Annotated in this window: 14 protein-coding genes and 1 other RNA gene; 3 read left to right on the top strand and 12 right to left on the bottom strand. The window is 45.9% G+C overall.

The window, feature by feature from the left end:
- Nucleotides 1-15: 15 nt before the first annotated feature.
- On the top strand, nt 16-582 hold the full coding sequence (locus ACLVWU_RS17200) for a flavodoxin family protein (protein WP_413576122.1): 567 nt from the start codon (nt 16-18) through the stop codon (nt 580-582).
- 3 nt (nt 583-585) lie between these two features.
- On the opposite strand, the gene ACLVWU_RS17195 is transcribed toward ACLVWU_RS17200, so the two are convergent.
- From ACLVWU_RS17195 to ACLVWU_RS17180, 4 genes are all read right to left on the bottom strand, one after another.
- Nucleotides 586-990 carry a hypothetical protein gene (locus tag ACLVWU_RS17195; protein WP_413576121.1) on the bottom strand — a complete coding sequence of 135 codons (405 nt, stop codon included), beginning with the start codon at nt 988-990 and terminating at the stop codon, nt 586-588.
- A 188-nt stretch (nt 991-1,178) separates the two neighbouring features.
- Nucleotides 1,179-1,799, bottom strand: coding sequence for a superoxide dismutase (locus tag ACLVWU_RS17190; RefSeq protein WP_413576120.1), 621 nt, complete (start codon nt 1,797-1,799; stop codon nt 1,179-1,181).
- Nucleotides 1,800-1,920: 121 nt separating this feature from the next.
- On the bottom strand, nt 1,921-3,204 hold the full coding sequence (gene speE / locus ACLVWU_RS17185; RefSeq protein ID WP_413576119.1) for a polyamine aminopropyltransferase: 1,284 nt from the start codon (nt 3,202-3,204) through the stop codon (nt 1,921-1,923).
- Nucleotides 3,205-3,344: 140 nt separating this feature from the next.
- Entirely contained in the window at nt 3,345-4,262 is a 918-nt protein-coding gene (locus ACLVWU_RS17180) for a class I SAM-dependent methyltransferase (protein WP_413576118.1), read from the bottom strand.
- A gap of 106 nt (nt 4,263-4,368) precedes the next feature.
- On the opposite strand from ACLVWU_RS17180, the gene ACLVWU_RS17175 reads away from it, so the two are divergent.
- Complete coding sequence (locus tag ACLVWU_RS17175; RefSeq protein WP_413576117.1) at nt 4,369-5,148, top strand: Bd3614 family nucleic acid deaminase; 780 nt, start codon at nt 4,369-4,371, stop codon at nt 5,146-5,148.
- Here ACLVWU_RS17175 and ACLVWU_RS17170 read toward each other — a convergent pair.
- The 4 genes from ACLVWU_RS17170 to ACLVWU_RS17155 form a co-directional block, all read right to left on the bottom strand.
- Nucleotides 5,120-6,709 carry an ATP-binding protein gene (locus ACLVWU_RS17170; protein WP_413576116.1) on the bottom strand — a complete coding sequence of 530 codons (1,590 nt, stop codon included), beginning with the start codon at nt 6,707-6,709 and terminating at the stop codon, nt 5,120-5,122. The two genes, ACLVWU_RS17175 and ACLVWU_RS17170, sit on opposite strands and share 29 nt — an antisense overlap.
- A gap of 78 nt (nt 6,710-6,787) precedes the next feature.
- A complete protein-coding gene (locus ACLVWU_RS17165) occupies nt 6,788-7,003 on the bottom strand; it encodes a CPXCG motif-containing cysteine-rich protein (RefSeq protein ID WP_413576115.1) in 216 nt (71 codons plus the stop codon).
- Complete coding sequence (locus ACLVWU_RS17160) at nt 6,984-8,186, bottom strand: DASH family cryptochrome (protein WP_413576114.1); 1,203 nt, start codon at nt 8,184-8,186, stop codon at nt 6,984-6,986. Before ACLVWU_RS17160 ends, ACLVWU_RS17165 begins: the two co-directional genes overlap by 20 nt.
- 55 nt (nt 8,187-8,241) lie before the next feature.
- Nucleotides 8,242-8,727, bottom strand: coding sequence for a fibronectin type III domain-containing protein (locus ACLVWU_RS17155; RefSeq protein WP_413576113.1), 486 nt, complete (start codon nt 8,725-8,727; stop codon nt 8,242-8,244).
- 97 nt (nt 8,728-8,824) lie between these two features.
- Between ACLVWU_RS17155 and rnpB the strand changes: the two genes are divergently transcribed.
- Nucleotides 8,825-9,206, top strand: an RNA gene (gene rnpB, locus ACLVWU_RS17150) — RNase P RNA component class A.
- A gap of 165 nt (nt 9,207-9,371) precedes the next feature.
- Here the strand turns inward: rnpB and ACLVWU_RS17145 are convergent.
- The 4 genes from ACLVWU_RS17145 to ACLVWU_RS17130 are packed head-to-tail and all read right to left on the bottom strand — an operon-like array spanning nt 9,372 to nt 12,318.
- Nucleotides 9,372-10,166 carry an ABC transporter permease gene (locus ACLVWU_RS17145; protein WP_413576112.1) on the bottom strand — a complete coding sequence of 265 codons (795 nt, stop codon included), beginning with the start codon at nt 10,164-10,166 and terminating at the stop codon, nt 9,372-9,374.
- Between the two features lies 1 nt (nt 10,167).
- Nucleotides 10,168-10,986, bottom strand: coding sequence for an ABC transporter permease (locus ACLVWU_RS17140; protein ID WP_413576111.1), 819 nt, complete (start codon nt 10,984-10,986; stop codon nt 10,168-10,170).
- The gene (locus ACLVWU_RS17135; protein WP_413576110.1) at nt 10,937-11,767 is read right to left on the bottom strand and encodes an ABC transporter ATP-binding protein; all 831 of its coding nucleotides are present in this window, start codon (nt 11,765-11,767) and stop codon (nt 10,937-10,939) included. Before ACLVWU_RS17135 ends, ACLVWU_RS17140 begins: the two co-directional genes overlap by 50 nt.
- A gap of 14 nt (nt 11,768-11,781) precedes the next feature.
- Nucleotides 11,782-12,318 (bottom strand): hypothetical protein, encoded by a 537-nt coding sequence (locus ACLVWU_RS17130; RefSeq protein ID WP_413576109.1) that lies wholly within the window; start codon nt 12,316-12,318, stop codon nt 11,782-11,784.
- Between the last annotated feature and the right edge of the window lie 77 nt (nt 12,319-12,395).

Below are 12,395 nucleotides of genomic sequence, written 5' to 3'. Positions count from 1 at the left end.
GCGTACCTTTTGGGAATGAAAAAAGTTTTGATTCTTAATGGCAGTCCATCTGGTGATATAGGCAATTGCGCGGCTTTCATTGCTAAGATTCGCAAGATTGATAAAACACTCGAATATGATGTCATCCATCTAGCCAAAACCTCGATCACTGCCACTTTGAAAAAGAGAATCGCAAATTCTGATTCCGTGATTTTTGTGACGGGCACCTATTGGGATTCCTGGGGGAGTCCGCTGCAAAAGTTGCTTGAGGAAATGACTGATATGGAGGCGACTCCGGCTGTGATGGGTAAGCCTTGTGCAGTGATGGTGTTGATGCATTCTGTGGGCGGGAAGTCGGTTCTATCGCGTTTGCAGGGCGTTCTAAGTACTATGGGCTTTTTGATTCCTCCGATGAGTGGAATGGTCTATTCCCTGGTTTCCGATATCGCACTTAAAACCAAAACTACTCACGCTAAAGATTTTTGGCAAATCGAAGACGCAGAACTTATTCTGGAGAATCTAAAAACAGCGATGGCCTTAAAAGTCGGGTGGACCACCTGGCCCGTTGACAAGAAAGACCCACGCCGCAAATGGTTCCGGTAACAGTTACTGAGGTTCGCCTTCGACTCCGGTTCCTTTCACATTAAAAGTGACACTGTCGCTGTCGCCAATAATTTTCACAGATCCAGTGGACTCACCTGTGTGCGCTGGAACGAAGAACAAGGTGAAGCTGCAGGAGTATCCTGCTTCCAAGAATCCCAAACAGTCCGTGTCGGCCCAATAGTCGTCGCCGCTGATAGTGATCTGACTGATGTAAATCGCTTTATCTGCTGGGGCATAGAGGTCCCAGGACTGCGATCCACCACTGCCAATGACTACTTCCCCGAAGTCGTAATCAATAACGTGATCTTCGTTAATTAAAACTGGATTTTGCGCGTATGCATAAGAGGGCGTTGCAAAAGATGCCCACGAGAAAGTGCTGACCAACAATATTGCCAAAAGGTTTTTCATAGGAAACCTCCTTACGGTTGTCTTTATTGTGAAACAACTGTGAGGGGCGACAAGTACGGAACTGTTGTATGAAAGGGAAGTAACCGCGGGCTTGTCTTCCGAAATATCCAGAACGTGTGAAGGCACAAAAAAAGGGAGCCAGTGGCTCCCTTTTTTTGTGCGGTGAGTTCCAAAAAGGGAACTGTTACCTATGTCATCGCCTTCGTTAGGTCTTGAACTTTTTTGGAAGCGTAACACTGAGATACGTAATCCCAGTTTACTTGTGACCAGAAAGTTTCAAGGTATTTCAAACGAAGATTGCGGTAATCAACGTAGTAAGCGTGCTCCCAAACGTCAGCAACCATGATTGGAGCTGGGCCGTTGTTAGTGAACGGAACTGCGGCGTTGGATGTAGATACCAGGCTCAATTTGCCTGAAGCATCTGTGCACAACCAGATCCAGCCAGAACCGAAAGTTTTCATACCACCGTCAACGAACTTAGCTTTTAGTTCGTCCATAGAACCGAAATCACGTTTGATTGCAGTCTCAAGGTCTGCAGAAGCTTTGCCGCCTTTGCCAACTGGAGCCATGTTGAACCAATAGAATGTGTGGTTCCAAGCTTGAGCGGAGTTATTGAAGTTAGCACCGGAAGAAGAAAGAACGATCTCTTCAAGGGATTTACCTTTCAAAGAACTGTCTGTCTCCATCGCCTTATTCAAGTTGTCGATATAAGCTTTGTGGTGTTTGTCGTAGTGATATGTCATTTGTTCTTCGTTGAACAAAGGAGCCAAGTCTGTTTTTGCATACGGAAGTGTTGGAAGTTTGAACATAAACGTCTCCTGTCTATAAAGTTCTTAAATGAAACTATATTGAAAATGGAGAGCGGTCTAGGTTTTAGAAAGATTCAGGACTCCGCCCAATAAGCGGAGTCCCCAAGAGACATTGATGATCTTAGTTTTGGCCCAACATTGTCTTAACAAATGTCGGCAACGAGAACGCCGCAGAGTGCAAATCCTCATTGTAGTACTTCAAGCCCTTCGCTTTTGCGAATTGGCGCGCTTGGTCTTTGTTGAAGTCCGTCGCTGGATGCGTGGAACCTTTCGTTGCCAATTGCAAGCTCCACATACCAGAAGGATAAGTGGTGGCGTGGAATAGCATCGTGTGAACACTGGAAGCGCCGAAAATACCTTTTAGGCACTTGTTAAGCTCAACGAAAGTCCCTTCGTGGAACATTGGTGATTCACCTTGAGTGATCACGAAGCCACCGTCTTTAAGAGCTTTTTTGCAGTTTTCATAAAATTCTGCAGTGAACAGGCCTTCAGCAGGTCCTACTGGGTCCGAACCGTCCACGATGATCACATCGTAAGTGCCTGGAGCCGCATCTTTTACGAATTGGATGCCGTCACCGATAATAAGATTCAATTTCGGGTTGCCGAATTCAGAAGCGATTTGTGGAAGATGAAGTTTGGAAGCACGAACCACGGCTTCGTCGATTTCAACCATCGTTACTTTATCAACGTCGTATTTGAACAATTCGCGGATCGTTCCGCCGTCACCACCACCGATGACCAGGACGTTTTTAGCTTTTCCGTGGGATTGCATGACCGGGTGAGTGATCATTTCATGATAATGAAACTCATCACGCTCGGAACACATTACCATGTTGTTGATCGCCAGGAATTTACCATGTGAGTAAGATTCCAAAACGCGAACGCGCTGGAACGGATTGGTTTCGTCAAATAACACATCGCCCGTGTAGCGCAAAGACAAAGCCTGGTTTTCATCCTTATCGGTGAACCAAACATTGCGCTCCATTTGCACGCCTTTGGACAAATCAAAAGTCGGCTTTTCGCGAATAGTTTTAGGTTTAAAGTCAGTTTTTTGGATCACGTGCAAAGAACCGCGATTCATTTCAATCGCCGAGTAATTTGCCTGGAATGCTTTTTTCAGGTGTTCAAAAGAAACCCAAGGATCTACGGTTTCGCCGCAAGTGAAAAGATCCACCGCTGCGTATCTGTATTCCGGCCAAGTATGGATAGCCAAATGGCTTTCCTGAATAACAACCACACCGCTGACTCCCCAAGGAGAAAAGTGGTGGAATGTCGAGTTGATCACAGTAGCCCCTGCGATCTGTGCCGCTTCAATCATACTTCTTTCGATGATAGAAACGTCGTTTAACACCTCAGCGTTACACCCGCTGAACTCAACCAAAATATGGCGACCTAAAGCATTCAATTCCGTGCCCTCCAAATGTTATAAATTTGTGCATTCTTCTAATGGGGGTAATAGGTCCTTTTACCCCCGGGGGCAAGGCTTTTCTGACCACAAACCGAAACACAAAAAACGGAGTCCCAGCGTACTTGTCCGCCGTAGCCCTAGCGAAGGCGGATTTCGTAACAGACGTGAATTTTCTTGTCGTGAAAGTCCTGAGGAATGCTCTCCTCAGAGATATCGCGAACTTTATAGTGGTCTTCAATTGCCGGAGACAGATTGAATTTGCGTTTATTATTGGAGAAATACAGAACTCCGCCGGGTTCCAGCATGCTCATGCAGGATTCGACTAAAAACTCCTGATCGCGCTCGACCTCAAAGCTGTCCTGCATTTTCTTGGAGTTAGAGAACGTCGGCGGATCCAGAAAAATGATGTCAAAAGCCGGTTTGCCTTTGTTTTGCGCCAGCCACTCCAGAACGTTGGCATTGATGAAGCTGTGCTGGGAGGCAGGGATTTTGTTGAGTTCGAAATTCTCCTGAGCCCAGCCCAAATACGTTTGGGACATGTCTACGGAAGTTGTTCTGGCACCAGCAAGCGCCGCAAAAACACTGACAGAGCCCGTATAACAGAAAAGATTCAAAAACTTTTTATCTTTGGCGGTTTTAAAAACTTTTTGGCGCATTGGACGGTGATCCAAAAATAATCCCGTATCCAGATAGTCGTACAAATTCACTTTGAACAGAGCTTGGGATTCTTTGACTGAAAAAGTTTGATCTTTTGCATCCAGTTTTTCGTACTGCTTCAGGCCTTCCTGGCGCTCGCGTTTTTTTACGATGATTTTTGCTTCGTCCGCTTTGAACAAAGCCTGAAGTGCTTCGATTACGTGGGGCAAGTGACCCTTGTCCTTGTCGCGGTCGTCGCCCTTATCGTAGATCAAAAAATGCTCGCCATAGATATCCACAATAAAGGGATATTCCGGAATATCACGATCATAAAGACGGTAGGCTTCAATACCTGCGCGTTCGGCCCATGCTTTTAGTTTCTTATAGTTTTTTTCCAGGCGGTTTTTGATCATTTGCATGACCCCGTTTTAGACAAAAATGACTGGATATGGTACCAATTCTTAAATGAGTGATGAAAAAAGGGCCCAGCACCTAGCATTTTTACTGACTAAGGAAAACCACGAGGTGGCGTTCGTGGTTTTTAAGGGTGTGGTTTATTACTCTTATTACAATAAGGCCCTGCAAGCGCCCTCATCAGCTGTTGTGAAGCTGCTTCAGGGGCTTTTTGACCGCCATGTCGACCATAGCTTTTTTATTCTAAGGCAGCGGATTTTCACGACTGGTCAGCTGACTGAAATGTGTCGGGGGATGGTAAAAGTCGTCGCCAAACGGGCCACCGATCAGATTCAACCCGAAAATGATCCGGATTTTTCTGAAGCTTTGGAATTTATCGAAATTGATCGAATTGAAAATGCACTAAGCACCGTTCAGCATCTAAATCAGGAAAACCAAACGCCGCTGACCCAGATTCAGGGCGAGATGAAATTCCAAGTCGATGAATCGCACGAACTTCGTCTGACATCTGTCGTAGAGTTGGCCCAGCGGATTCCACGCGGTGAGATTCTGCATGACTATGACCGAAATATAGCTGCGGTACTGATTTCGGCCGACGGGAAAGTTTTGTCGTATGGCTTTAATTCAAATTCAAAAAATAAAACCCTGCATGCGGAAGTGAATCTGGTGCAGAGATTCTTTCGAGAATCAGGCGGCAGTAAGATTCCCATAGGATCGGTCCTATACAGCACTCACAAGCCCTGCAGGATGTGCGCAGGAATGATTTATGAGTGGAGTGAGTCGCCTAAGGATTTAAAAGTGTATTATGCCGTTGAAGAAACCGGAGGTCTGTCGACCCAGACCGCCTTAGACCGTCATGGTCTTAACCAACAGCTGACTCTGTCAGTGTAAAGCAGGAATTGATGGCCTTCATCAAGGTGTCCTTGCGAATCGGCTTGGATAAATGCATATCACAACCGGCGCTTAAAGAGCGTTCAATGTCTTCCGCAAAAGCATTAGCGGTACAGGCAAAGATCCGTGAAGGACGGCGTCCTTGTTCGCGTTCGATTTCGCGAATTCGCATGGTGGCTTCGTGTCCATCCATTCCAGGCATCTGTACGTCCATAAAGATCACATCGAAGTGATTCTTCTCGACAAATCCAACGGCGTCAGTTCCGCTTTCTGCGTAAGTGATGCTGTGAATGGTTTTTTGTAAATAGATGCCCAAAAGATTACGGTTGTCGTCGACATCGTCAACGACCAGAACACGTAGACGCTCTTCCTGAATGATGTGTTGAAGATCATTCAGATGGTAGCGACCTTGCAACGGGTTGTGCATGCTGGTTTTTCGCTCCGTTGTGGAAGGCATAGAGGCCGTAAAATAGAAAGTACTTCCAACATTCGGTTCGCTCTCAAGCCAGATTGTTCCACCCATCAAAGTTACGATTTTCTGTGAAATCGAAAGCCCCAGCCCCGTGCCGCCGTAACGGCGCGTGGTAGTTGGATCCGCTTGGGTAAAGGGGCGGAAAATATCTTTGAATTTTTGTTTGGATACGCCAATACCGGTGTCAGACACGCTGAACAGGATATTTCCCGGGCGGGATGTATTGTTGGGCATGACATTCAATGTGACCGTACCTGCGTGGGTGAACTTGATCGCATTGTTCAAAAGGTTTATCAGCACCTGGCGCAGGCGATCGGAATCACCAATATAGAATGATTGGACATCTGGGTGGACTGCGACCTTCAGCGTCAGTCCTTTTTCTTTCGCACGGAATTCCAGAATGGAGAGAATGTCTTCAATTATTTTTTGCAAACTGAATGGCAATAGATTCAGAACGATTTCACCAGCTTCAACTTTGGATAGATCCAAAACGTCATTGATGATCGTCATCAGCTGGTAGTTCGCACGCTGCAGGATTTCGACAAAAGAAGATTGTTGTCCATCCAACGGGGTTTCGGCCAAAGTGTCGGTGATACCAATGATGGAATTTAAAGGAGTGCGAATTTCATGGCTCATATTCGCTAGGAATACGGACTTCGCATAAGTGGCGGCGCGAGCTTTAGCGGCGGTTGACAACAGCTCTTGATTTTTTCTTTCCAGATTTTCTGCGAGCTGTCTTTTCTCGGTGATATCAAAAGCCATGCTTAAGATTTTGATCACTTGGCCTTTGTCATTTTTTACTGGCGTGTAGGAGCAGTGAACCCAGATTTCAGCTCCAGTCTTTGCCAGGCGTTTAAATTCACCGACTTGAGGATTGCCTGAACGAAGCGTATCCCATAGTTCGTTGTATTCGGCTTCATGCAGTTCGAAGTCCGGCAAAAAAATCGAGTGTGGCTTGTTATGAATTTCATCCATCTCGTATCCGACCAGATTTAAAAAATTGCGATTGGCCCAAAGGATCATACCATTCGGGTCAAACTCAATCAGGGCGTGGGAATTTACGAGGGCTTCATATGCCGACTTGTTCATGTGAATAGTCTATCTGTAGAATTGCATTTAAATAAAATTACAAAAGCTCTTGGGAATTAAAGTTTTGTAATAACGAATTCAGATTTTTTGCGCTGCGAAGTCGATGAGCTTGCCCTGATCCGCTGAGTAAGTGATCTGTATTGGACGACAGCAGATCTCACAGTCTTCAACGTAGGTTTGGCGACCTGGTTCAGAAATATCGACCAGCATTGAAATATTCTTGTGACAATAAGGGCATTTGAAGTAGTGCTCGATTTGTTCGTTTTCGAAACTTTCAAATTCCGGGCTGGTCATAAAGTCCTCCATAGTTTGATCTTAGTGCGGATTTCTCGACACCGATGGTGTAGTTCCAGTTTCCCCAATTGCTGGCGGCATCGTAGTCGATCAGCATTTCTTCGAAATAGCGTGCGCCCCAGCGCCAATCCAAACTTAAAGTTTCAGTCAGATAATTCGCCACTTCCACTCGACCGCGGTACGGGAGAAAACCTGTTTCATTTAGTTCCTTCATATTTCCGTCAACGTGATCCTTGCCGGTGTTTCCAACTTTCCAGCTTTTAAAAAGTTCCTGCTGAAGTCGATCATCCACCAAGGGCTGATGTGCAGGGTTGTTGTCTGCTTGAAAAAGGAACGGTCCTAGTTTCATCGCATAGTATTTGAAAAAATCCCGTCTTAGTAGATCCAGTAACATCCACTGAGTGGATGTACTTTGCGAACGATCCTTTTCGTAGTTCTTTACTTCCCAATAAATCACACGCGGGGAAAGGGATCCGTTGGAAAGCCACGGAGAGAATTTTGAACTGTCATCAAAATGCATCAGCTCTGAGTTTGGATCTTTAAAACTGCGCAAAAGATCTTTGTCCCAGATGAATTCCTTCAAGCGGGTCAATGCTTGCAGTTCTCCGCCAGTGAATCTGGAGGGAGTGATGAACATGCGCAGTTCGCGAAGCAGATCCAGTTCAAATTCGTCCGTGCTGATTGGCTCGGGCCAAATCAGGGGAATTTGCAGAACTTTCTCGGGCTCAATATCACGTAACAGTACCTGATACTCGGCCATAGTATTTGGAACTTCGTGAACAGCAAATGGGAGTACTGATTTTTTTAGTAAAGTTCTCTGATCAAATGATTTGATGTTATCAATCACAATTCGCGACAGAACTTGTTTTTCCTCGCGGATTTCTTCCGGTGTGTGCTCTTCAGTAAATACCAGGGTGTCGATTTTGTATTTGTGAATCAATGTCGGCAGCACTTCTTCCGGATGGGAATACGTAATCACCAGATTGTGACCACGAATTTCCAGCTCCCGCTCAAGGCTGGCCAGGGATTCCAATAAAAATTTACGACGAAATTTTCCAGCTCGACTGAAATTAAGTGGATAGGAATAAACGAACAGAGCCGACTGTGCATTGTTGCACACCCAGTTTAGTGCTTCGTTGTCGTGTATTCTAAGATCGTTGCGGAACCAATAAAGAGCCCTCATAACTGCAAGTATATGAGGGCCTATTTAGACGACGAACTTGATTCGTCAAAGAATGCTATTTTGCAGGTGCTGCTTCTGGAGCTGCTGGAGTTTCGAACATGGACATTGCAAAATATGATTTGCGGTGTGTGGCCCAGTTGTTTGGTCTTACAGAAGCCACTCGCCAAAAGTAGTGTTTACCAGCTTCAAGTTTAGTCACATCAAAAGTTGTCGCTTTCACGTGTTGATCGTCTGCCACCAACCATTTGAAGTTAGCATCAGTTGCAACTTGTACGTGGTATTCTTGAGCGTCTTTCGCTTCTTTCCATTTCAAAGTAACAGCGTCACCTTTGATTGCCGCGAAATATTCCGGGCTCGTCAAATCAGGTTTAGCTGGGATAGTTTGAGCTTCTTTATCCACTTGTTTTTCAGGGAAAAGAAGATTCATCTTCTCTTTAAGCTCTTCTTTTGTGTGGTGAGTAGGGCCGCCGCCTTCTGCCAACGCAGGAGCAGTTAGAGCCAAAGTCACAGCAAACGCGATAAGAGATGCAAAGATCTTCATATAAAATTCCTTTTTAAGTAAGTCAGATGAAAGTAAAATAAATATGGGTCGATGAAAACCCTCTTGCGTAATTTGCTGGAGGGTGTTAAAAAACCCTTCGGTTTTGCGGATGATCGCTCTGATAATGCTAACATATTGATATCAGGGAGGAAAGTCCGGACTCCAAATGGCAGCGCAAGGGGTAACGCCCCTCTACAGTAATGTAAGGAACAGTGGAACAGAGAGAATGTCCGGGGCATTGAGCCTGACACCGGGAACGGGAGGGTCAGGGGAGCCGCCGGAGTGAAAACAGCCAAACTCTGCGCGGAGCAAGATCAAATAGGGTGGCATTAGTAGGACGGCCAGTCCGTAGCCACCGGGTAAGATCGCTTGAGGGTGACAGTAATGTCACTCCTAGAGGAATGATCATCTACTTTCGCCGGGACAATCATGGGACCAGGCGAGATGGACAGAATCCGGCTTAAAGCAAAACCGAAATCCCACCTTCCAAAAAACGACCAGCAACGGGCCATCTGACTGCGTTGCTTCGTCGTCGGCGTACTTATTGTACTGCCTCCTCCTTGCGCCTTGCATATGACCCGTTGCTGATCGTTTTTTTTCATTCTCCGAACAGGTTGCGGGAAAGAACTCGCTTCGCTCGTTCTTTATGAGCTGGCGCTGGAGTAATTTTTTAAAGCGAATTGCCAGAATTTGTTGGTTCCATAAATTAACAGAGCTGAAAGCACTATTGCCCAGGCAAAAAGCCCATAGGAAGCGGGTTCTAATAGTGCTTTCGCCGGGACACTGGCGATGACTCCTACTGGGAGTGCCGTCAGCAGAGTCCATTTCAACCACGGAACATAGATCGAATCGGGGCGCATTCCTAAGCGATAGATTTGATACCAGATGAATTGCAGGTTTTCGGAGCGTGCAAAAATAACCGCAGTTGCCGCCATCGAGAAGCGCATGGAATAAAGTGCGACCAATCCGCAGGGAATCAGGATTATCAACCAGAATAGTCGAATCCACTCGAAATCAGGCATTTGAATCATTGCATAGATAAACCACGAAGTCGCAATTACCAGATTGCCGATGGCGGGTGTTGAGGCCTTCTGCAGGCTGATCATGAATTGGGAATTCGCTGGTTTCGCCAAAAGCAGATCCAAATCACCTTTACGTACTTTTTCAGAAAACTGATCCAGATTTTCAGACAGAATAATCATGTACAAAGCATCAACCACGAAGACGACGCCCAGGAATACGCGCATTTGCGCGTGATTCCAGGACCCAATCAGGGGAGTGTGCATGAACAGAACTTCGAACGTCATAATCTGTGCGATATACCAGAAAATATCAGTGACGATTCTGGTTAGGAAGTTCACGCGGTATTCAAGGTCCGCGATGAAGCTTGCACGGAACATGGACACATACAAAAACCAGTACTTCTTCAGAATGGTCATTTTAAGCTCCCGTTCCTGTGTAAGCGTTCAGTCCGCGTTTCCAGATAATGGCGCCGACAATATTCACCACCACGATTCCGACCGTGACCGAAATAAATGACTGATAAACCGATGCGATTTCCAGACGTCCCGTCAGATAACCAACTGGAACATAAACACCCGAACTAAAAGGAAGTGCGATCATGATGGATTTAAATGGTTCGGGCATCAGATCCAAGGGAAACAGCTCACCCGTCATCAACCACAGCGCCAGGTTTTTTGCTCCCGTAAAGGAATAGACTTTATTTAAGTGAAATGCGCAGGACGCGATCACAAAACTGATCGAGTGAACCAGAATCAGATAATAGAATTCCAATGCGAAAGACATCGGCAGACGTTCGAACTTGGTCGGCAATGAAAATGCCAGGATTGCAATAACCGGAATCACCATCGACACGACCGTCGTGATGAATTTATATCCGAAAAGCTGCGAGAAATAGTATTCGTAGTAACTCATCGGGCGGGTCAGAATCGCATTGATGCTGCCGGAATCAATTTCCTGAATCATGCGGAATTCATACATCCAGCTGGTGCAAATGCGCGCAAAGAACGCGGCCCACAACGCGTACGCTAAATAGTAATCACGAGTAAATCCCGCGATTTCAGCAGTTGCGGCGCCACGGAAAACTGCAACCCACAAAAGGATCTCGATCCCCGTGGTCAAAGTCGGTTGCAAAACCGCATCGACGAAATAATTCAGCCTGTACTCGAGATTGGAAACAATCGCGAGCTTAGCGAACGCGAGATTCCGTTTCCAAAAAACGGCGAATGACTTCTTCAAAATCGACCTCTTGGTTTTCAGCTAGTTCTTTATTGGAGTTCGCAACGAACTCATCCACTGTGCCTTGATAAACGATGTTGCCTTTGCTGATTAGTAGCAACTTGTCAGCAAGCTGGGCGATATCATCCATATAGTGGCTGGTCAGAATAATTGTCGGGGCTTTTTCTTTCACATACTGATCCAGGAATTCGCGAATGGTTTCCTGAGCGACAATGTCCAAACCAATCGTTGGCTCATCCAAAAACAAAATCTGTGGTTCATGTAAAAGGGCGCCGATGATTTCCATTTTCATTCGCTCACCCAAAGACAAGCGACGCAACTGCGTGTGCAGGACGTGAGAACACTGAAGCATCTCTGCCAGGTGAGCCACGCGTTTACGGGCGGCGTTTGGTTCAAGATCGTAAATGCGTGCAAGAAGAGCGTAAGAGTCAGCCGGAGAAATATCCCACCACAATTGATTTTTTTGTCCCAGCAGAATACTGATCTGGCGAAGGAATTCGTTTTTTCTTTCCCAAGGGCGATAGCCCAATACTTTGGCGTCACCACCTGTTGGCGTAACCAGGCCTGAAAGCATTTTTAAAAGCGTGGTTTTGCCGGCACCATTTGCTCCAACCAAGCCAACGATTTGCCCGGATTCAATTTGTAGAGTGGTTTTATTAAGAGCGACTTTTTCCTGATACTGTCGATTGAAAAAGCCCTTGATGGAGTTCGTAAATCCCTCGGGCTTTTGGTAGCTCTTGTAGGTGCGGGTCAGATCGGTGGTTTCAATTACTATCGCCATTCGGCGATCATAGACTATTTTGTTAAAGAGAAGCCAGCAGAGAAAGCCGCTTGGCGTTCCTCGTCAGTGAAGTAGGTCTGAAAATCAGGTGAAACGTAGCTTTCTTCAGAAATGCGACCTTCCTGGCAGCCTTTAAGTGAGTCTCGTTTTCCATTAAATGCGCACTCTGAAGTATTCCAAGCTTTTTCAGAGTAACGGATTTTAAAACCCACAAGGCGGTCTTTTTTAAAGAAGGCAACGACAGAATCCATACGAGTGCGACCTGCAGCGTAGTAATCACCACCCAGGATTGTGTCACTCCAGATTTGCGCTTGATAGTTGGCAACGGTGCGAAGAGCTTCGGAAGAGTTTTGTTCCAACTTATTCATGCGCGAGGCTTGGTAGTAAACCAAAGCTGCAGAGTAAGGTGCGCGGCAGGCTGTTTGATTACAAGCAGCTGTGAAATGGGCGGCTTCATCATAGAATTTATCGCCGTTCGGTCCCATATGATCTGCAAAAGCCGAAGATACTGAAAGACTTAAAACTGCCACTAGTACTGCTTTTGAAAACATAGATCACCTCGTTGTGCTCAAAAGATAGGACCAAACGAGGAAAACTTTTAATACATAGACATTAAGTTAATATGCAA

Source organism: Bdellovibrio sp. HCB290, from assembly GCF_047305925.1.
Lineage (GTDB): Bacteria > Bdellovibrionota > Bdellovibrionia > Bdellovibrionales > Bdellovibrionaceae > Bdellovibrio.
This window is presented reverse-complemented; position numbering and strand designations above follow the sequence as displayed.